The sequence below is a fragment of the Acinetobacter sp. FB genome, from assembly GCF_056033405.1.
On sequence record NZ_CM148502.1, the window covers coordinates 2464229 to 2486075 of the forward strand.

Annotated in this window: 20 protein-coding genes; 9 read left to right on the forward strand and 11 right to left on the reverse strand. The window is 39.2% G+C overall.

The window, feature by feature from the left end; genetic code table 11:
* Positions 1 to 89: 89 nt before the first annotated feature.
* From nudC to AC0JIQ_RS11745, 6 genes are all read right to left on the reverse strand, one after another.
* Complete coding sequence (gene nudC / locus AC0JIQ_RS11720) at positions 90 to 863, reverse strand: NAD(+) diphosphatase (protein ID WP_474201755.1); 774 nt, start codon at positions 861 to 863, stop codon at positions 90 to 92.
* A 97-nt stretch (positions 864 to 960) separates the two neighbouring features.
* Positions 961 to 1173: a TIGR03643 family protein gene (locus tag AC0JIQ_RS11725; protein ID WP_474203263.1), complete on the reverse strand. Its 213-nt coding sequence runs from the start codon at positions 1171 to 1173 to the stop codon at positions 961 to 963.
* Positions 1174 to 1447: 274 nt separating this feature from the next.
* Positions 1448 to 2170 (reverse strand): FMN reductase, encoded by a 723-nt coding sequence (gene msuE, locus AC0JIQ_RS11730; protein ID WP_474201756.1) that lies wholly within the window; start codon positions 2168 to 2170, stop codon positions 1448 to 1450.
* Positions 2171 to 2262: 92 nt separating this feature from the next.
* On the reverse strand, positions 2263 to 3456 hold the full coding sequence (locus tag AC0JIQ_RS11735; protein WP_474201757.1) for an LLM class flavin-dependent oxidoreductase: 1194 nt from the start codon (positions 3454 to 3456) through the stop codon (positions 2263 to 2265).
* Between the two features lie 19 nt (positions 3457 to 3475).
* Entirely contained in the window at positions 3476 to 5809 is a 2334-nt protein-coding gene (locus AC0JIQ_RS11740; RefSeq protein WP_474201758.1) for a TonB-dependent receptor, read from the reverse strand.
* A gap of 249 nt (positions 5810 to 6058) precedes the next feature.
* Positions 6059 to 8671 (reverse strand): TonB-dependent receptor, encoded by a 2613-nt coding sequence (locus tag AC0JIQ_RS11745; RefSeq protein ID WP_474201759.1) that lies wholly within the window; start codon positions 8669 to 8671, stop codon positions 6059 to 6061.
* Between the two features lie 275 nt (positions 8672 to 8946).
* Between AC0JIQ_RS11745 and AC0JIQ_RS11750 the strand changes: the two genes are divergently transcribed.
* Positions 8947 to 10530, forward strand: coding sequence for an ABC transporter substrate-binding protein (locus AC0JIQ_RS11750; protein ID WP_474201760.1), 1584 nt, complete (start codon positions 8947 to 8949; stop codon positions 10528 to 10530).
* A 106-nt stretch (positions 10531 to 10636) separates the two neighbouring features.
* Here the strand turns inward: AC0JIQ_RS11750 and AC0JIQ_RS11755 are convergent, their stop codons facing one another.
* The 4 genes from AC0JIQ_RS11755 to AC0JIQ_RS11770 form a co-directional block, all read right to left on the reverse strand.
* Positions 10637 to 11041 carry an ExbD/TolR family protein gene (locus tag AC0JIQ_RS11755; RefSeq protein ID WP_004655022.1) on the reverse strand — a complete coding sequence of 135 codons (405 nt, stop codon included), beginning with the start codon at positions 11039 to 11041 and terminating at the stop codon, positions 10637 to 10639.
* Entirely contained in the window at positions 11041 to 11778 is a 738-nt protein-coding gene (locus tag AC0JIQ_RS11760; protein WP_474201761.1) for a MotA/TolQ/ExbB proton channel family protein, read from the reverse strand. The genes AC0JIQ_RS11755 and AC0JIQ_RS11760 overlap by 1 nt, the downstream gene beginning before the upstream one ends.
* A gap of 31 nt (positions 11779 to 11809) precedes the next feature.
* Positions 11810 to 12625, reverse strand: coding sequence for an energy transducer TonB (locus AC0JIQ_RS11765; RefSeq protein WP_044434488.1), 816 nt, complete (start codon positions 12623 to 12625; stop codon positions 11810 to 11812).
* 190 nt (positions 12626 to 12815) lie between these two features.
* A complete protein-coding gene (locus AC0JIQ_RS11770) occupies positions 12816 to 13949 on the reverse strand; it encodes an LLM class flavin-dependent oxidoreductase (RefSeq protein ID WP_474201762.1) in 1134 nt (377 codons plus the stop codon).
* Between the two features lie 314 nt (positions 13950 to 14263).
* On the opposite strand from AC0JIQ_RS11770, the gene AC0JIQ_RS11775 reads away from it, so the two are divergent.
* The 7 genes from AC0JIQ_RS11775 to tatC all read left to right on the forward strand — a co-directional run bounded on the left by AC0JIQ_RS11775 (position 14264) and on the right by tatC (position 19247).
* Positions 14264 to 15337 (forward strand): ABC transporter substrate-binding protein, encoded by a 1074-nt coding sequence (locus AC0JIQ_RS11775; RefSeq protein ID WP_474201763.1) that lies wholly within the window; start codon positions 14264 to 14266, stop codon positions 15335 to 15337.
* Positions 15338 to 15340: 3 nt separating this feature from the next.
* Positions 15341 to 16180 carry an ABC transporter permease gene (locus tag AC0JIQ_RS11780; protein ID WP_474201764.1) on the forward strand — a complete coding sequence of 280 codons (840 nt, stop codon included), beginning with the start codon at positions 15341 to 15343 and terminating at the stop codon, positions 16178 to 16180.
* Positions 16180 to 16968, forward strand: a complete 789-nt coding sequence (locus AC0JIQ_RS11785) for an ABC transporter permease (RefSeq protein WP_474201765.1) — start codon at positions 16180 to 16182, stop codon at positions 16966 to 16968. The genes AC0JIQ_RS11780 and AC0JIQ_RS11785 overlap by 1 nt, the downstream gene beginning before the upstream one ends.
* A gap of 36 nt (positions 16969 to 17004) precedes the next feature.
* Entirely contained in the window at positions 17005 to 17760 is a 756-nt protein-coding gene (locus AC0JIQ_RS11790; RefSeq protein WP_005211133.1) for an ABC transporter ATP-binding protein, read from the forward strand.
* Positions 17761 to 17855: 95 nt separating this feature from the next.
* Positions 17856 to 18071: a Sec-independent protein translocase subunit TatA gene (locus AC0JIQ_RS11795; protein ID WP_474201766.1), complete on the forward strand. Its 216-nt coding sequence runs from the start codon at positions 17856 to 17858 to the stop codon at positions 18069 to 18071.
* Positions 18072 to 18084: 13 nt separating this feature from the next.
* A complete protein-coding gene (gene tatB, locus AC0JIQ_RS11800; RefSeq protein ID WP_474201767.1) occupies positions 18085 to 18501 on the forward strand; it encodes a Sec-independent protein translocase protein TatB in 417 nt (138 codons plus the stop codon).
* Entirely contained in the window at positions 18498 to 19247 is a 750-nt protein-coding gene (gene tatC / locus AC0JIQ_RS11805; RefSeq protein ID WP_474201768.1) for a twin-arginine translocase subunit TatC, read from the forward strand. The genes tatB and tatC overlap by 4 nt, the downstream gene beginning before the upstream one ends.
* A 42-nt stretch (positions 19248 to 19289) precedes the next feature.
* On the opposite strand, the gene AC0JIQ_RS11810 is transcribed toward tatC, so the two are convergent.
* Complete coding sequence (locus AC0JIQ_RS11810; protein ID WP_474201769.1) at positions 19290 to 20366, reverse strand: sigma-54 interaction domain-containing protein; 1077 nt, start codon at positions 20364 to 20366, stop codon at positions 19290 to 19292.
* 315 nt (positions 20367 to 20681) lie between these two features.
* On the opposite strand from AC0JIQ_RS11810, the gene AC0JIQ_RS11815 reads away from it, so the two are divergent.
* Positions 20682 to 21770: an LLM class flavin-dependent oxidoreductase gene (locus AC0JIQ_RS11815; protein ID WP_474201770.1), complete on the forward strand. Its 1089-nt coding sequence runs from the start codon at positions 20682 to 20684 to the stop codon at positions 21768 to 21770.
* Positions 21771 to 21847 lie beyond the last annotated feature (77 nt).

A 21847-nucleotide genomic window follows, 5' to 3' on the forward strand; every position in this document is an offset into this window, starting at 1 on the left:
TAAAAAATCAGCATAAAATACTTGAATATCTGAATTATAAAATTGGCTCAATCCACCCAAATAATGCTATTAAATGAATCAATACAAGATTACAACCATTCACTCGTATCATCGGCGACTGCTGTACCATGAATGATATGCATGATCATGGCATAGGCGATGCTGCCTTTAAATGGGATTTCTGGAAGTTGATCAAATTTAAAAAATTGAGCATCACTAAGCTCATCTTGCTGTAATTCAATTTCACCCGCGTGATAATCTGCTTTAAATGCAACCATCAAATTGCTTGGAAATGGCCAAGGCTGACTTGCCAAATATTTTATATTTTTAATGTGTAGGCCTACTTCCTCAAGTGTCTCACGTCGAACGGCATCTTCTAATGTTTCCCCTACCTCAACAAAACCCGCGATCAAACTATACATTTTCGTTTTATTTCGTGCATTTTTTGCGAGTAGAATTTCATCATCACCACGTGTAATAATCGTAATGACACATGGATTCACTTTTGGATATTGTGTATAGCCACAACTTGAGCAAACCATCGCAAACTGCTCAATGCTCTGGATAGTTTTAGTTCCGCATCGACCACAAAACTGATGATTACGTCGCCATTCAAGTAATTGAACAGCTCGACTTGCTTGCTCAAATTGCGTCTTATTCCAAAACTGTACTAATTGACGAATCGGTACAAAATCGAATCCTTCAGGAATGGTTTCATTTTCACATAAATCTCGAGCAATCACTTTATGATCACTTGATAACGCCAGATCGTTATGCAATCTTTCGACTTGAGGAAGTTGGAAATCTTGATCCACTAAAAGCTGCTGTTGTTGAAAAATATAAGCAATTGATAAATTAGACATTACTTTACCTTAGTGATATACAATTGATCTATATAAATAAAATCTATGCCGTAGAATTGGTTATGAATGAAAGCTTATAATTTGTCACTGAACTTATTCAATGATGTTTATATTGGCGTGAGCAGTAACCACGAGACACTTCAGGCGAACGCAATTGCAAATGTTTTGTCTTCCTTCCACTTACTCTCTTCCGCCAAAGCTTAAAGCTATTGGTTTGTAAATGAAGCCGCATAAGTCGGATTACAGCTGATTCATTCAAACCATATTCACAAGAGATCGCTTCAAATGGGGTTCTGTCTTCCCAAGCCATTTCAATAATTCTAGATATATCACCATCAAGATATTGAGCTGTCTGAATCACTAAATCATCCTTACTTTTAGAATTAAACTCAAAAATTCATGCAATAGATGACTATCAATCATCTGTTATTAGAATTTAAATATTTGGATGATATTAAAATGTTATAGATGAAAAATTTGTGATTTTTTAAGATGAAGTAGTATAAGCAAATGATCTAAAAAAGGGAGAAGTTAGATCTCCCTTATAACGATAAGTAATTGACCTACAACTTATATAATTCGTTTTACACAGCGATGGTCTTTTTATGATGTAGTCTTGCCTCAGCAACATCTAAATCCGGTACTTCAACAGATGGTAGTATGGAGTCTTGTTCAACTTGTTTATTGATACTTAAATCTTGATTGGCCTTTTCTGATTTCTCCTTAACCTTTTGCTCACGTAAACCTTTAGCTGGTGCCCATTGCAAAATTGGTAAAGCTCGAGCAACAGCAAGCAAGATACGGTCATTCAATGCTTCACTTTTGACTGTATATTCAGGAGTAAAGTCTCGATCTGTTGCATAAACACCTATAGGTAAAGTCTGTGCTTGGAAAAAGCTGAACAAAGGACGAAGTTGATGCTCAAGTACCAAAGCGTGGCGATCACTCCCACCAGATGCAGCAAGTAATACTGGAACATCCACTAAAGCGGTCTGCTCAACAAAATCAAATAAGTGTTTAAACAACCCCGTAAAAGAAGCACGATAAACTGGCGTACCAACAATCAAGGCATCAGCCGCTTCAATAGCAGCCAAATCATCTTGTACTTGTTTGGGTAACTGACTCCGATAAATTGCACCACCCAATAAAGGACCAATCTCACTGAGTTTTACAAATCTCACATTTATTTTTATTGCTTGCGCTAATTCATCCAAGATAGTTTGAATCAAACTTTCAGTTTTTGATGGGCTATTAAGACCACCTGAAACTGCGACAATATTGAGTGGTTTATCATTTGAATATGACATGACTTGGCCTTTAGAAAAATTAATACTTTGACTTATATGGAAAAACCAAGACTTCTAGTTAAAGTCTTGGTTGAATAGGATTGAGAACGATTCTAGGCAATACGATACTTTGATTCTTCTGGTATACGCTGTAATTCCTGACGTTGTTTTTTAAAATGTGGCAGAACATGTTCACCTAAACGATAAGCTTCTTCTAAATGCGGATAACCGGCAAGGAAGAACAAGTCGATTCCAATACTGTTATATTCCCTAATGCGTTCAACAATTTGTTGGTAGCTACCCACCAAAGCAACACCTGGAGGGATGCCAATGTAGCCAAAGCCAGACCAAACATTGGGATGAATGAAGAAATCATTCACATTTTTGCTGCCATCTTTATCCGCATATTCTTTTTCAAAACTGAGTACTCGCGCTGATCTGAGTCCTGCATGAGCAGCTGAAGCATGCAAACGTTGCTTCTCTGCTGCTTCATCTAAATAACGTTGCGCCTCTGCCAAAGCTTCCTGTTCTGTACGGCGAGCAATTGTATCAATGGATAAACCAAACTTAATATTGTCACGACCATACTTCGCAGCACGTTTACGTACATCTGCAATCAATGCAGCAATCTCAATTGGTTTTTCAGCACGCATTAAATAATAATCTGCGTGCTTTGCGCCAAACTCACGTGCGGCTTCAGAAGAGCCAGCTGTACAAATGATGGGTAACTCAGCTTTATTGAGTGGATACTTTAATCCGCCTCCCTCAGCAGAATAATATTTGCCTTGGTAATGGAATGATTCGTTATACCAATAACCTTTTACAACATCGAGAAACTCAGTTGCGCGAATATAACGGTCATCATGAGGCGTGGCATCTCCAACCTGACGTTGAATCACCTCGGATCCACCATTAATAATATTCCACACCAAGCGATTGCCTGTTGCACGTTGGTAGGTTGCAGCACTTTGTACCGCATTGTATGGACTAAAGTGATAAGGCTGGAATGCCGTCACAAAATTCAGTCGCTTGGTTTCTCTGGCTAATAGGGAACAAACCGTCCAAGGTTCCTCTCCTGTTGGTGCATTGACCATCAAAGCACCTGCGAAGCCATTGATTTCAGCTGCACGCGCCACCTGTGCTAAATAGTCGATATACGTAAAGTCATCCCCCACTTGATAGTTGGATGTTGCTCCCGTATTTTCTACGCCAGATACGCGCGCCCAATCACCACGATTACGAGGATCGCCTGCTAAAAATTCAGCTTCACCATGCAAAGGTAAACGAGTAAAAAATTCAATTCCCATGATGTTCTCCGTATAACAGTTAGAATTTGGCTGTGAGAGAAACACCAACTTGGCGTGGGTTTCCGTAGGTTAAAACATATTGTCCTGCTGGGCCATTTGGACGACCATGTACTTGATATTCTTCATTCAGCAAATTCTTAACATAGGTATTGACCTGATATTTATTATTTGCGCTGTGATAACCAATATTGGCATTCCACAAGGTATAAGATTTTTGGCTTAAGATTGGATCAACCGAATAGTCTTGACGATTCACCAAGAAATATTCACGATCACGATAGCTTGCGTCAGTACCCAAAACGATACGAGCGCCATCATTTAAATTGAAGGTATATTCACCACCAACACCGATGGTATATTTGGGTGAGCGGACTAAACTGTTCCCGGTATTGTCGGCATTGACAACATTGGTTACTGGATTCTTGTCAACGAAATCAGTATATTCACTATCTAAATAAGCCCCTGCAAAACGTAACCGTAGATTTTCAGTGGCTAAATAATCCAACTCTAACTCTGCACCTTTTACTTCTGCTTTTGGCCCATTGGCTAAAACTGAAGTAACACCACCCCCTTGCCCCTCTGTTGCAACTAATAAATTGGTCTGGATATCTTTATAGTCATAATAGAAAATATTGGCATTTGCGACTAAATCCCCACCCAGTAAGCTAGATTTCAAACCGAGCTCGTAACTGTTCAAATATTCAGGGTTAACATCCGCAAGTTGGGTTAGACTACTGGATAAACCTGTATTAAAACCACCAGAACGAAATCCACGTGCAAATCTAAAATAAGTATTTAGATCAGGGGTAATTTCATATTCTGGTGTAATGTCATAGGTCAACTCATTCCATGTTTTCTTACGGCTTGTTGAACCGTTCGCATTTGCAGTTGGGTTATAGACAGCATTGCTATACCCATATTTTTTCCACCAACTCCCTTTGGTGTAGTCGCCTGTTGTAATCTGAGTCAGGTCGAGATCAATATCTTTTTCTTCACTGGTCCAGCGTAATCCACCCGTCACCTTAAATTTATCTGTAAACTTATAAGTACTATTTCCAAATACGGCAAAACTTTGTGTGGCTTGATTATAAGTAATGTCTCTAAATGCAGGAGTAGATGCCGTCTGTGCAGGCGCACCATTTGGCAAAGTTTTCTTGACCCGTGCACTCACACCCGTAGAATCTAATTCTTCGTTAAAATAATGTAATCCTGCAATCCAGCTTAAACGTTTGTTTGCATCGGATGAAACTCGAAACTCTTGGCTATATTGACGCCATTCATTATCGCTATAACTTCGCGCAACGTCATAAGGGGTGTAATCACCATCTGAAATCGACTTCTGTGTGGTCTTGTCAAAAGCCGTGATTGAAGTAAAGCTATGGCCTCCTCCTAAATCTCCATTTAAAGTCAGTGAAGCACCATCATGCTGAATTTTATTCTTTTCATCTAAATCTAAATTGGTATTACGTCCCTCTGGTCTTTCATAGACCCCCCAATATTTGCCTATACTTAAGGAACCATTATTTCCTAAGCCATTGTAGGTCTGGCTATGTAAATTAACTAGTGCATTCCATTGGTCATTCACTTTACCTAAAATCTGGAAACGGAAAGATTTCTTATCAACATCACCATAATCTTCGCCATTCGCTAAATTTTTTGCATAACCATCACGATCTTCAGAATAAAAAGCGCCCCGTACCGCAATATTGTCTGAAACTTTTCCATTCGCTGTACCTTCAAAGGTACGTAGGTTATGATCACCGACACCTATTGTTGCATAGCCATTTGGTTTTTCTGAGAAAGTTGGTCTTTTGGAAATATAATTGACTGCACCTGCTGTGGTATTTTTACCATAAAGCGTTCCCTGTGGACCACGTAGAACCTCGATCCGCTCCAGATCAAATAAATCTCCTGCACCTGCAACGGGTGCATTCAAATACACACCATCAGCATAAATGCCCACTGGAAATACAGTTGATGCCGCAACATCGCCCGTGCCTAGACCACGAATATACCAGCGCGGTCGACTATCTCCATCTGGGTTTTCCGCAGCAGCATTCGGGGTATAGGTTAAAACATCACCAATAAAGGTTGAGCCCTTGGCAGCCAAATCTTTACCAGAAACAGCGGTAATCGCGGTTGGAACTTTTTGAATATTTTGTGCTCGATATTGTGCTGTTACAATCACATCACTTAACTTTTTGACATCTTTTGCATTGACCACCTGCGCCTGTTGCTCAGCTGTGATGCCTGTATCGATCTCTTCATTTGCCAAAGCCAATGTCGAAACACTCGCTGTTACTCCCCACATAGCAGTTAAAATACTCTGCCTAATTTTTGTGACCTTAAACATGGTGACTCCATTTAAATAAATCTATTATTATATTGGCAACTTCTATGCCATCATTTTTATTTAAATATTTTCAATAACTTAAAATAAAATACTAAAATAAATTCCTGCAAATCTGCTGATCGTTAGACATTTCCACCCCTAATATTGTTGTTATTCCAACATTAGGCATTTCACCCTTTATTAATGAAAAAATATAAATAAAAAAGCCATACAACAGTATGGCTTTAGATGGTTAATGTTCTTGCTTATTTAAAACTTATAACTAAATTGACCCTGCACCGTGAGTGGACGCATTGGTTGTAAAAACTCGCTATTTGAACCTGCTAAACCATTGACGAAATTACGTTCATTCGTCAAATTCAGAATATTCAAACCCACAGTCCATTGCGGTTGTCGATAGTAAACTCCCAAATCCAGATTATAGTTATTCGGTACTTTAACCGTCTGGCTTAAATTGGTATACCAGTCACTTGTCCACCACCCTGAGAGATTTACACCAAAACCTGACTGATGTTGATAATCCACATAAGCACTTGCAGAATATTTCGGAATGCCCGCCGCATCATAACGACCTGCTTTACGCTGGTTTAATCCATTACTATCTCCCCAAACGGTTGCATTGTCTGCATGGAAACCAAATGGTGAAAAGCCTGCTGGAATAATTGAGCTAAATTCAGCATTTAAATAGGTTAAGTTCCCTCCTAAAGCAAGGTTGTTTTGTAGCTGCCAACGTAGTGAAGATTCAAGGCCTTTTACTTCAAAACGCGCCATATTGCCATTGGTATCAGGCGATAAATCACGTTTTTGCTCAAATCCACTCAAGGTCAGGAAAAGTTGATCAGTGATCGGTTCATATTTCACCCCCACTTCTTTTAATTCACTTTGACTATCAAAAGCGAGTGGATTGAGCTGGTTACCTGCGCCCCAAATTAAAAATGGTCCAAATACACCAGTATTCAGCGAGGTACTTTTGTCATAGGTGAAATACAGGGTACTTTTTTCTGTCGGCTTGATAAATGTACTGGCTTGATAACTCAACAAACTATATTTATTAGTGTCGGAACGGACATCAGTTGGGACGAGAACCAGTGGATTTTCAAGTTTGGCTTTGATGGAACTGTGATTAATCCCAAGATTAATGCCAAAGACATTATTAAAGGTGAAATTTTGCTGAGTGAATACACTCCATGTATCCCAGAAACCTTTTCCTGTATAGACAGCACCACCACCATTGGGAGGGAAACCGCCTTTTTCAGCGTATAATCCATCATTTGCAGGGTACATTCTTGGCAGATTTAAATAACCAAAGTACTGAGAATATTGAGGAACACCAGCCTGTCCAATCCAACCTCCTGTTGAACTGCTATTATTGACCAAGCCTAGTAAATCCCCAGGATTTTTTTGAGAAGGATCATTGGTCAGATCATAAGGGTTAATATTAAAACTATTATTTGCCGCTAAAGAAGTAAATTCCTCACGGCGAAATGCTCCTCCAGTACTGCCTTTATTATTCACCTTAAGCCCAAACAACTCGAAATCATAATCTGCGAGGAATTCTAGGCGATTATCAAATAACTCATGTTCCAGATCAGTAAAGAAACTTCCAACCGAATCACCTAAATCCTTGCTGTTTTGATAAAGCGTACTATTAGAAACAGACCAATGCGTATTCAAATCTTTAACTAATTTTAATTGGGTGCTAAATCGTTTGGCACTATTTTTATCTTCACTTCGACCAGAAATATTATCGTCTAATTTGACCAATCCATTCCCGGGTATAGATGGATCATAGACCCAACCTCGAATCGTTCCAGCCTGATTTGCTGTTGCATTCGGTAATGGTGTTGTTTGAATTGGGCCTACAGCAATATATTGGTTTTTGTCATTCTTTTGTCGATTCTGCCAACCAATCACTTTGGAATTTGCAGCTCCAGATTCAAATACTGGCGACCAAAAGGTCGTACCATTTTGAATAATTGGCGTTGCCCTGCCTTTATAATACTGACGGTTATCAACAGATTGTTGTGTTGCCCTATTCCAACCATGTGTCACGTTAAAATCATAATAATCGTCATAACTTATATTCCAGTCGACACGTAGACTATCATCTGGACGCCAAGCCAATGCACCATAGAATGCATTAAAATTATTTTTCACATTGTCATAATAATCATCAGTTTTTTGAGCTGTTGCACTGACACGAAATGCAAGTTCTTTAGAGATCGGGGCGGTATGATCAATACTGACAGAAAAATTAGGTTCTGTACCTTTTCCTGCATAAATTGAACCAACTGAACCAGAAATCGTTGTTTCTGCTTTATTAAAATTAGGTTTTTTAGTGAGATAATTAATATATCCACCTGAACCCGAAGTAGGCGCAAAAATTACTCCCGTCGGCCCTGCAACAATATCAGCCGCTTCATAGGCATTTAAATTGGTCGGATGACGGGTACTATAAATTCGTTGGCTATCTTGAAAGACTTCTGAATTTTGCCCCCGTATCTGTGGTGCAAAATTGGCATTTTGTCCACCGCCTCGGGTAATACTCGGCGCATATTTAACAAGATCATCTGCACTACGAATCACATCTTCACGAAATTGTTGTTCCGATACTTGGGACACCACACGAGGTGTGTCTAATACAGAGCTATCCGTTCCATAGATTGAAGTCACTTTACGTTTGGGAACAACAGTTTGTTTTTTATTTGCACCAGTCACCACGACATCTGCCAAAGTAATCACATCACTTTCAGTATTTGCCGATGTATTTTGGGTTTCTTCGGCAAACACATGTATGGGTAAAGATGCCCCCGAAAAGGCTAAGGCAATCACTAAAGGTTTTAATTGAAAAGGCTGCTTCATATCATACTCAGTAAAGTAAATTTACAGTACGTTACGCAAGGCCTATGCCAATCATTAAACAGCCTCAAAATGACACCCAAGATATTGATTTAATAGTTTTTAATTTTTATATATTTAGATATCAGCTTTATAAATGTTTATTTTTTCAACAGATTTGTTGAAATAAAGACAGTAAACAAAAACCACAATTAAATAAAATACTGATAAATATAAATAAATTATTGGCATTTATTCTGCAAGTCCATAAAGATGACTATCCAATATGAGTATTTATAATGACAAGTCGATCAATTCTATTGTCACGTCGAAAGTTTTTAGCACAAAGTCTTAGCGCAGTAGGTGGCGTTTCTTTAATGTGGAGCTTGTCTGGCTGCGATCAATCACCACAAACGGGTACTGAAGTACAGAGCCCATCTTCACTCACTCCCAAACATGGTGGAACGATTCGATTGGGTCTAATTGGTGGACAACAGGCAGGCAGTTTAGATCCACATCTGTCTACTTCCAGCGCAGGAATTACCCGAGGTTTTGCCATATATAACAAGCTATGGGAATGGGATGAAAATATGCTGCCACGTCTTGCCTTGGCTGAATTTTCTGAACCCAATCATAATGCGAGTGAATGGACCATTCGTCTACGTAAAGGTCTAGAATTTCATCACGGTAAAACAATTACTGCTGATGATGTGATTTTCTCAGTAAAGCGTTTAACTGACCCAAAGCTTGCGTCACCGTTTCGAAGTCTGGTGCAATGGATTGATCGGGATCGCATTCAAAAATTAGATGAATATACCGTTCGTATTCCTTTTATCAATTCAATTTCTGGTTTCGTTGCACTACCTGAAACTTGGGTGAATTTTGGTGGAATCGTACCTACCGACTTTGATCCAATCCACAATCCAGTCGGTGCTGGGCCTTATAAAGTCAAACAGTTTATCCCTGGTCAACGTTCTGTCTTCACCCGTTTTGAAAACTATTTTAAAGCGGATCAACCTTATGCAGACAGTTTTGAGGTGATTGATTTTAAAGATCAAGTCTCGCGTTTAAATGCCTTATTAGCAGGACAAATTGATATCGCCAATGCCATTTCACCTGAATACATTAAAATTCTGGAGCAGGCGAAACATATTCAAACCATTCGTTCTGAAACGAATACCCATAATGGTTTTGACTTTAATACGCAACAAGCCCCTTTTAATGATCCTAAAGTCCGTCAGGCATTTCGTTTAATTGCCAATCGAGAGGAGCTTGTACAACGTGGGTTAAATGGTCAGGGACGTATTGCCAATGATCTCTACTCACCACAGGACCCTGCTTTTCTTAACCTCCCCCAACGTCAGCAAAATATAGAGGAAGCAAAAAAATTATTGGCACAAGCTGGTTTTAAAGATGGTTTAAATGTTGAACTTGTTGCGCCTGCTGGCAGCGCCCAACCTGCACTGATCTTTGCAGAACAAGCAAAACTTGCCAATGTGAATATACGAGTCAAACAAGTCGATGCCGCAACATTTAATGGACCAGACCGTAATAAATGGCAATTGTCGAGTAACTCAACCAATGTCGGTACACCCTATTTATCTACTGCTGTTGTCAATGATGCACCGATTTCAACAACCAATAAAATCAATTTTAAAGATCCTGAATATAGTGAGTTGTTTTATAAGGCGCTTGCCGAACCAGATTTAGCAAAGCGAAAAGTGTATTTGACCCAAGCACAGAAAATTCAACATGAACGTGGTGGAATGCTGATCTGGGGATTTAGCCATACCATTGATGCAGCCACAAAAAATATTGGAGGCTTAGCCCCAGAACATACTATTTTTCCAACGTGGCGTTTTGAGAAATTATGGAAGGCTTAAGCACATCCGTTTATCTTTGCTTCCCCTCTTGATGAGGGGATTTTTATTCTGCTGACAGAATAAATTAAAAAAGCTGCCGAAGCAGCTATTTAAGATGTGGCTGGGATTATTGAGGAACAGTGATCACCGATAATTTATCTACGCCAACTCGTTCAATACTTGCCAATAATTTTGCCACTGTCCCATAAGGAACTGTTTCATCCGCATTCAGGTTCAAAGCCAGCTTCGGGTTGCTATTCTTGCGTGACTGAATTTCTTGTTCAAAACTTGCAAGAGACACTTTGTCCTTATCCAAAAATATCTCACCCTGTGGATTAACACTAATCACGACAGCTTTATTCTGATCAGTGGATTGAGTCGGTGCGGCCTTAGGTAAATTGACTTTCACCGTATTGGTCAGCAAAGGTGCTGTGACGATAAAGACAATCAGCAAAACCAACATCACATCCACCAGCGGTGTAATGTTGATTTCACTCACCACATCATCGTCTTGAGAGGTAGAAATTGCCATTATGCGAATACTCCTTTCTCTTTCACTTCTTTTGTTGAAGCATCATTCAGAATCGTACTCTCTGCTGTATTTTTGGTTTTAGCAGTCGGCAATTGAAAACCGGCCTTTTGATTTAAACTGACAAAATCTGTTGCAAAATCATCTAAGTCTGCACCAATCGCTTTAACTTTACGTACAAAGTAGTTATAGGCAAGCACAGCAGGTACAGCAACAGCGATACCAATTCCTGTTGCAATCAATGCCTCTCCAATCGGTCCAGCAACGACATCCATACTTGCATTACCAGAATGGGCAATAGCCTGTAATGCATGAATGATTCCGAATACAGTGCCAAACAAACCAATAAAGGGTGCATTGTTACCAATAGACGCCAATAGCGCTGAACCTTTCTCCAATTGACGACGTTCAGTTAGAATTTGTTTGCGTAAGTGACGTTCCAATAGGTCCTGACGGCTCCAACTGTTTTGCAAGTCATGGTGTGTTTTTTCATCTGCTTCTATCAGTGTTTTAAACCCTGCATTTGCAACACGTGCTGCTGGTCCTTGACCCGATTCAGATTTAGTCACGGCCTCAGATAAATTTTTTGCTTTCCAAAACTCCTCTACGAAACGTTTATCTTGTTTTGATGCTCTTTGGGTCTGAACGATTTTGATTACAACCAGTGCCCAAGTCACAATAGAGAAAGCAACCAATAACCAGATAGTGCCGTCATGGATCAATGAATTAATGTCAGTCATGTGAATATCCTCTTAATCTATAAAATTAAATTTATTTCGGTAATTGATAATGAATTGGAACATCGACCCAACCTTCTACAGGTGTTTTACCTTTTAAAGCGGGTGAAAATTTCCATTGCTTTACTGTTCTTACAGCAGCGCTATCTAAAAGTTTTTTGCCACTACTTTGCTTGACACTGACCGTATCAGGGCTACCATTTGCTAATACTTTGACCCTTAAAATTACAGAACCCTCCCAACCGCGTTCGAGTGCCTGTTCTGGATATTCGGGTGCAGGATTACTCAGATAGCCGGCATATCCTTTCGCTTCCGTCACAGGTAAGTTGTCATCGACCGACTTCACAGGTTCAACCACTTTCTGAACAGGTGCAGGAGCCACCTCTTTAGTCACGACAGCCTCTTCAACTTTTTGTGGCGTAGGCTGAGTGACTGCTTTAGGTTGCTCTACCGCTTTCTGTACAGGTTTGGGTTGTTCAACCTGTTTAACTATTGGTTTTGGCTTTTCCACAACCGGTGGAATTTTCGGTTTCTCTGTTACAGGAGGAATTTTAGGTTCAATAACTTTCGGTGGTTCTTCAGGTTTTACAATTTCAATCACCACGGGTTCTGGCTTATGAATGTCCAAAGTAGGTGTAGGCAAGTGTTTTGCGATATACCAAATTCCTAAATGCGCAGAAGCAACTGCAATAATCGCAATCAACACTTTATTCAAGCGTGGTGGAGATGGTTGCGTAAGCTCCAAGGAATGCCGTGTAAACGGATCTGCTATGTTGTTTGAACTAGCTTCAGGTGCATATTGTTCAAATAGCAACGCCCGTTTATGCGAGTTAAATAGTAGTTCACTCATAGGGTTTTAAACGAAAAATTAAATATTGAATAAAAAATTGCACAAGTCATGCCAAAAGAACAAATATTTGATTTTTATACTTTTAATAAGTATTTTTTAATTAATCGATATTCCATATGTTGGTTTTCAGACAGTGTTATGCTGTTCAAACAACAAGATCCCTTTGATATCTCAAAGGGATCTAAATTTATTATTTTAATTTATATCCAACCAGTGGTAAGACCTCTTCTGCTACCCGATAGGCTTCTTCCAAATGAGGGTTACTGGCTAAAATGAAATGACCAACACCAATATCAATATATTCTTGCAAACGCTCTGCAACCTGTTCATAGCTACCCACTAAAATACAGTTAGGTCCGCCACGTACATTAGACATACCCGCCCAAACGTTCGGACTTACAAATAAGTCTTCGAAACGATTGCCCTGCGCCAAAGCCTGCTGACGTTTTGCACCAACCGACTCAGTATCTTTTCGTTCAAATGCATGACCATCAACAGCAATGGTTTCATACATCTGTTTAAGCTCCTGAAAAGCTTGCTCTTGTGTAGGCCGTGCCAATATATCAATACGCATACCAAATTTGACTTTGCGATCAGGCGAGTTTTGTTCAAAAAACGCTCGCGCCTGTTCAATGACTTTTTTCTGCTGCTGAACAGGTTCACCCCAAGTTAAGTGAATATCAGCATGGCGTCCTGCGACTTGTAAGGCAGCATCACTCGCACCAGCCAACCATAACCGAGGTACATCATATTGATTCATTGGGTATCTCAACCCACCCTGCTCAACATGAAAAAACTTGCCATCATAGTCAAATGGAGCACGATGTGAATAACCTTTTACAAACTCCAAAAACTCATTGGTCCGTGCATATCGCTGGTCATGTTCAATAAAATCACCGTAAGCACGTTGCTGCGCACCGCCTCCACCTGAAATGACATTCCACTCAACTCGCCCCTGACTTAAACGCTGTAAACTGGCAGCCATTTGACTGGCATAGGCTGGATGAATAAACCACGGCTGAATCGCAATCAACAGTCGAAGTCGTTTAGTTTCCCTTGCCAATGCTGAAGCCAATACCCAAGGCTCTTCAGTATGAGGAAAAGCGGGAATCAATGCGCCATGGAAGCCAACAATATCAGCCGCTTTTGCCACTTGTTGTACATAATCATAGTAGGAAAATAAATCATCTTCATGTCGCGGAGCCACGCGTTGTGGAGATCGAATTGCTGGATTTAACTGATTCCATTCACCACGGGTATGTAACTGATGTGCTCGACGACCATCCCCATGAACAGGAATTCTCCATAAAAACTCAACTGACATAATACTTCTCAATAAATTAAACGTTTGACGACATCTCGTTCGTTAGCTATGTCATGAGCAGAAATCATGCCGCTTTTTATCCAAAGAATTTATAAGCTATGTTATTGTTTTAATTAAACCTTACAAAAACAGGAAAAAACACAGTGTTGAAATTTCAACACTTCCATAACTCCAAATGTCTGTTTCACAGCATACTTTCTTGCTTCAATCGCAACCGTGATTACAAAAACAATTAATCCATTGATTTATATATAGTAATTATTTTGGCTTGGTTCTTGCTCTATTCCTCTATATTTTTTAATTCTTATGATGATATGCGTATTCTTCCTAGCTTATTTTTAAGTTTTAGTCTTTTAGGACTCGTCGCTTGCGATGCAAAACAAAACGAACAAGCATCTGAGAGTAAACCATCTCAGCAACAGTTGCGTATTGCTGTCGTAGCAAATGGAACATCAGGTAGTCTGGACTTTATTGGCGTACCACAACTCATCTCTCAAGACCCTATTTTTCTCAAGGCCTTAAAGCAACAACATATTGAGTTGAAATGGGAGCCAGTAACAACTGCTGCTGTAGCGACTTTAGTGAATGAAAGTTTCCTGAACAATAAAATTGATTTTGCTTTTTATGGCAACCTACCAGCTGTCGTACTAAATGCAACTGGGGTAAAAACACAAATTGTTGTGCCTGGGGGGGTTGGTAATAATGTCTATCTGATTGTGCCACCTGATTCACAGGTAAAAAGTATTGAGGACTTAAAAGGTAAAAAAATTGCTTTACATCGTGGCCGTCCTTGGGAAATCAATTTTGGTCAACTTATACAAAGCAAAGGTTTAAACCTCAAAGACTTTCAAATTATTAACCTCAACCCTCAAGCAGGTGCAGCAGCTTTATCTGCCAAAAGTGTGGATGCATTTTTTACTTTAAGTGATGCGCTGACTTTACAAGACCGCCATCTGGGTAAAATTATATGGTCATCTCAATCCTTGCCTGCTGATTGGAAAATGCGTGCGGAATTATGGGGACGTAAAAACTATATTGAACAATATCCAGAGACCACTCAGTTACTTGCTGACGCAACAGTTAGGGCAATGAACTGGATATCCCAACACCAAAATGAATTTCAGCAGAGTCAAACCAAGTTTGGACAACCTTTGTCTGTGATTCAACGTGAAAGCCAAAATAGTGCAAGTACATGGCAACAGGATTGGTCACCTGAATACAAAGTTGATTTCTTTAAACAACACTATGCCAAAGTCATTGATCATGCTGTGAAAAACCAGTTGATTCAAACGCCTTTAAAAGCAGATGAGCTGTTAAATCCAAAATTTGCCGAGCAAGCAATTCAAAATTTACATGTAAACGATCAGCAGAAGAAACAGGGAGACTAAGCGATGAAAACGCTCGTAAATCCTCCCCTTGAAAAGAATATCGTTGTGGTTAGACCTCCGCTATGGAGGAGGATTTCTGCTGAGCAGTTGTATGGGCTGCTCTCGCTGATTTCCCCTATATTGGCTTTACTTACTTGGCAATTTATTTGCTCTTTACAAATTTTTCCAACTCAAATTCTGGTGCCACCCGCAACGGTCTGGAATACATTTATTAGTTTATTGCAAAGTGGTGAACTACAACTGCACTTAAAGGATAGTCTTGCTCGATTATTTTTTGGATTTTCTATTGCAGCACTCAGTGCCATTGCTTTTGGAATTGCCTATGGTTCAATCACCACATTCCGTAATTACACTTATATCTTATTTAATCTGCTTTACCAGATTCCGATCTTTGTTCTTATTCCTATTTTTATTCTCGTTTTTGGGATTGGCGAACTGTTTAAAATTTTACTCATTATCAAAGCCTGTTTTTTCCCAATTGCTTTGGCAACAGCAGATGCAGTGAAAAATATTCCTAAACAATACATTGAACTCGGTCAAATCTACAAACTTAAAACGCGAGCGTGGCTGAGGTACATCGTCATCCCCTCAACATTACCACCCTTGATCAGTGGACTGCGAATTGCATTAGGCCGAGCATGGTTGATTTTAGTTGCAGTTGAATTACTTGCAGCTGGTACTGGCATTGGTCAGATGATGGAGCTTGGACGGCAAATGCTTCGTCTAGATGTGGTGATGGTCGGGGTATTTATCACAGGTATGATTGGTTTTAGCCTCGATAAAGTTTTACGTTTGGTCGAACAACGCTTTATATCACCTGCTCTCAGTTCAAGGGGGAAATAATGTCGTCACTATCACTTACTTTGAAAGGTGCATTACAACAGCCTGTGGTCCTATTACAAGGCCTCGTACTTCCAGCAATATTACTAGCATTATGGCAATACAACTCAGGACTAGGTTCTAGTCATGCCTATGCCTTTGTCCCTTTACAGAATATTTATTCTGCTGCTCTTCAACTACTAGAAACAGGTGAGTTGTGGGTAAATACATGGGGTAGTCTGAAGAAAGCGGGATTAGGCTTTTTATTTGGTTCAACGGCTGGATTAATTTTAGGCGCATTACTCGCCTATTCGAAAATCTTAAATGCCTTGGTATCTCCGCTGTTTAACAGTATTCGACAAGTTCCACTCCTCGGTTTAACCCCATTAATTGCCTTATGGTTTGGCAATGGTGAAGAAGCCAAGATCTTTATTATTGCACTGGCTTCTTTTTTCCCCTTGGTCATTAATACCTTTCAAGGACTTAGCCACTATGATGAAAAATACAGTGAAGTCGCACGAATGTATCAGTTTTCATTTTGGCGTGAACTTAAAAGAATCCGCTTGCCACAAGCCTTGCCACATATTTTAACGGGGTTAAATTTAGCAGTCCCTTTTACTTGGATCACCACCACAGCAAGTGAGTTGCTATTCAATGCAGGCGCAGGCTTGGGCAATCTCATGATGAAAGCTGAAATTAATGCCGAAATGGACATCCTCTTGGTGTGCGCAATGACCGTTACGATGAGCGGTATTTTGATGACCACATCTATCCACTTCATTTCAAAACGTCTGCTGCAATGGCGAGCTTAGTAGCCTCTAATTTAAAAATACAATCAGGATTTCTATATGTCTTTTCCTTTACTCTCGATTAAAAAACTCAATAAATCATTTCAACGTGATCAGAACAACTTAACGGTCTTAGACGGTATTCATCTCGACATTGAGCAAGGTGAATTTATCTCCATTGTCGGCAGCAGTGGTTGTGGAAAATCGACACTACTTCGTCTAATTGCAGGACTAGACCCAGACTATCAAGGTGAAATTTTACTCAATAAAATTCCTATCCAAGGGACAGATTTAAAACGAGGCTTAATTTTTCAGGAGCATCGCTTACTGCCTTGGCTCACCGTTTCCGAAAACATCCATTTGGCGCTGGAAGAAACGGGGTTAAGCCGTTCAGAAAAAAATGCACGTGTGAAAGAGCATATCGAAATTGTTGGACTTACTGGATTCGAGAATGCCTACCCTCATGAATTGTCTGGCGGTATGGCGCAGCGGGTTGCCATTGCACGTGGGTTGGTCAATAAACCTGATATTTTACTTTTAGATGAACCGTTTGGCGCTTTGGATGCCATGACCCGTAGTCATTTACAGGCTGAACTGCAACGTATCTGGCAACATGAAAAAATCACCATGATTCTTGTGACGCACGATATTGAAGAAGCAGTATATCTTGGAGATCGTGTGATTGTAATGTCAGCTCGACCAGGGAAAATCAAGGAAATTATACCTATTCCTTTAGCCCATCCAAGACATAAAGACAGTGAAAGCTTATTCAATTTTCGTAATCAAGCACTTCATCTACTGGATCATACCGCATAATTAAATCGAATATTGATCGATATTAATATGATTTAGAAAATAGATGATGTCGTGATATTAATAGTCTTTGTTATTTATTATTTAGGAGTTTTAGCATGGGTTTATCAATTTGGCATATTCTATTATTTGCCATTATCGTTATTTTACTATTTGGCACTTCAAAGCTAAAAAACCTAGGAAAAGACTTGGGTGGTGCAATTAAAGACTTTAAAGACTCTGTTAATCCTGATGATCCAAAATTAATACAGAATCAACAATACAAAGATATTAGTCCACTGGAATCAAATAGCGAGAAGCAGACCAAGTTATAAGTGATATATTGCCATGTTTAATATTAGCTTTGGAGAGTTATTTGCTTTTGGCATTATTGCGCTTATTATTTTAGGACCTGAAAAGCTTCCTCACACATTAAGAACAGTCCTCCTCAAATACAGAGCAGTTAAAAACCAAATTAGTAAAATTCAAAATGATATTGAAAACGAACTTGACCTAATCGAACTTAAGAGAGTCATGCAAGAAGAGCTGCAAAAAATAAAACAAAATGAAGAGCAGCTCAAACAACAACTCGCGCTCATGCAACAAGAAATTGAAAATGTACAAACCGCTGTTTCTATGGAACAAAAAACCAAAGCACGCCGCATCAATGACTATATCTATACCCGTTCACAAGAGGAGTTAAAGACACCATTTTTAGCTCATTTTAAAACAGCCAATAAATTCAATGAGGATCAAGCCGCATGACTGAACATCTCGTCAGTGAAAACCTCACTGAAATGAAATATAGCGAACACCTGAAAGAGTTAAGAAAGCGTTTGATCTATAGCATTGGTGCGGTTGTTACCATTTTTTTAGTGCTTCTCCCGCTTGCCCAACAGAACTACCATGTTCTTGCTCAACCTTTAATCTCATTATTACCTATTCACTCAACCATGATTGCAACGGATGTGATGGGTACATTTTTAGCACCGTTCAAACTCAATATTTATCTGGCAATTCTAGTGAGTATTCCCTTTATCCTGTATCAGTTTTGGCAATTTGTTGCACCTGCACTCTACCAAAACGAGAAAAGATTTGGTGTCGTTCTAGCCCTTTCCAGTATTTTTTTATTTTATCTCGGTCTCTTGTTTGCTTATGGCCTGATCTTACCCTTAGCCTTAAAATTCTTTGTATTGGCTTCTCCTGAAAATGTATTACCGATGACGGATATCAATAGCTATCTAGATTTTTGCTTAAAGCTTTTTCTTGCCTTTGGTCTGGCATTTCAAATTCCAGTATTAACTTATATTCTTATTTTTGTTGGAATTTTATCTATTCAACAACTAGAAGAACATCGCAAACACATCATTGTGTTCTTCTTTTTTATTGCAATGTTCATTACCCCTCCAGATGTGTTCAGTATGCTTGCTCTTGCTGTCCCTATGTGGCTGTTATTTGAATTGGGCTTATGGATCACTAAATTAACAGCCATAAAAAAAGAACATCCATAGGTCAAAGATGGATGTTCTTAAAACCAAATATTCTGTCTTTTTCTATGCGATTTCATTTTCATTCTTATTGGGTAATAAATTATACCGAGACAAAAGGTTACGCAAAACATTGCGCGAAAGACCCAACATTTTTGCAGTCTTCACCTGATTATTCCAGCAACTTGAAAATGCTGTATTCACAATCTTATCTTCAATAATATGCCATACTTCTCCATCATACTCTTGAAATAGGCGCTTTAGAATATTTTCAAACTCTTGGATTAGATCATTATCTGGTAATACAGTTGAGCTGCCCTCTTCAGAAAATCTTAAATGTTCAATATCAATTGTTTTCCCACCACTGATAAGCAGCGCATAGTGAATATTGTTTTCTAGCTCACGGATATTACCCGGCCAGCCATAATTTAATAATGCGTTCCTTGCTCGGTCACTAATATTAGGCTTTGTTGTAATCAACTTCTGTGAGTACGAATTTAAGAAGAAATCAACCAAAGGTAAAATATCCCCTTTACGTTCACGCAAGGGTAAAATATTTAGAACCACAACATTCAAACGATAATACAAGTCTAAACGGAACTTATTTTCTGTAACAGCTTTACGTAAATCTACATGTGTACCCGATAAAATACGGACATTAATTGGAATCGGTTTACGTCCACCGACACGAACCACTTCTTTTTCTTGCAGTACTCGTAAGAGTTTAACTTGTAAAGAGAGTGGCAACTCACCCACCTCATCCAAGAATAAAGTACCACCATCTGCAGTTTCAAAAATTCCTGCCCGAGTTTTATTTGCCCCAGTGAATGCTCCTGCCTCGTATCCAAATAGTTCAGACTCTGCCAGTGTTTCTACCAAAGCACCACAGTTCACAGCGAGAAATGGCTTGTTTCTCCGATCACTTTTCAAATGAATTTCGCGTGCAATCAATTCTTTACCAGTACCAGATTCACCTTGAATGATGACACTTGCAGAACTTGGGGCAATGGTTTCAACTTGGTTTAATAACTTACGGGAGTTTTGATCAGAAAAAATAATTGCTTTTGCTCTTATGGGTTTTACAGGAACACCATTATCAGGCAAAGTAATTACTTTATAATCATTATCTAAAAAAGATTTCATAATTACCCCTAAAGCTTATGATATAAGCATCTTAAAACACCATCTTACATTTCAGTTCTTTTTTTAATAAATAACAAATTAATATATTTAATCCAAAATTCACATTTCATCTTAAGTTTCGAATTTACTTATAAATTAAGATTAAATATATTTCTATTTTTATGATATGTTGTTTTTAAAACATTATGCTTTAATATTGATCAAATACAAACACCTTTTAAATAATAAAATTTGAAAACCCATCATTTATAAAGCCTCAGCAATTGGCATTTATTTTGCTCTTTTATATTAAATATACAAAGTAGGTTGAGTAAAATGAGTATCGAATTTGTTGGTATGGTTTTTCCAAATCAATGGTCAGAAACCAAAGGTACACGTATTGGTCATAAAATAGACCTCGACTATCTACGTTATCATGCACGGGCACATGAATATGCGGGTTTTGATAAAGTTTTAATTGCCAGCGGACCAAGTAGCCCTGACAGTGCACAAATCGCAGCTTATCTGGCACAGCATACTGAGCGACTCGGGTTTATGATTGCCCATCGTCCTGCACTTGTAACACCAAATCTGGCTGCACGTTCTTTTGCGACACTTGACCATACTACAGGTGGTGGAAGAATCCGTTTACATGCAATTACGGGAATTACAGCTGAGCCTCAAGAAGGTGATTATATTGTCGATAAAATTCAACGTTACGAACGAACTGGTGAATATCTAGATATTATTCAGAAGCTCTGGAAAAGCGATCAACCTATTAGTTATGAAGGTAAGTACTTTAAGCTAGAAAACGCTTTTTGCCCGTTAAAGCCAGTCAACGGGACAATCCCGATTTCATTCGGTGGCTCATCCGATATTGCTTATGATATTGCAGTCCGCCATGCAGACCTGTATTCACTTTGGGGGGAACCACTGGCTGGTGTAAAAGATCAAATTACTAAATTAAAGCTCGCAGCAGAACACGCCAATAAACCGCAGCCACCTGTTAGCTTATCCGTACGCCTTATTATTGGCCCAACCGAAGAACTTGCTTGGCAGCGTGCAGAACAGATACTTGCTGATATTCAGAACAATCCAACTTTTCAAAATAACGGTACATTGTCAGGGCACAAAATCAAAGGCATCGGTTCACAGCGTTTATTAGCAGCAGCCCAGCAAGGTGATCGACATGACCGTGCCTTATGGATGCCCACAGCAACTGCTGTAGGCGCTTATGGTGATACCACTGCCTTGGTTGGTACACCAGATACCATTATTGCAGCATTACTCGATTATGTAGATTTAGGCGTTACCACCTTTTTAAATCGTGGCTACGATCCGATCTATGATACGGTCGATTATGGTCGCTATATCATCCCTGCTGTACGTGAAGAGGCTGCAAAAAGATTAAAGCGCATCGCTTAAACATTTAAAGCATAAAGCCGCTCTGCAATATCTTTGAAGAGCGGCTTTTTAAAATAAAGATTTTCTTCAGTAAGAAA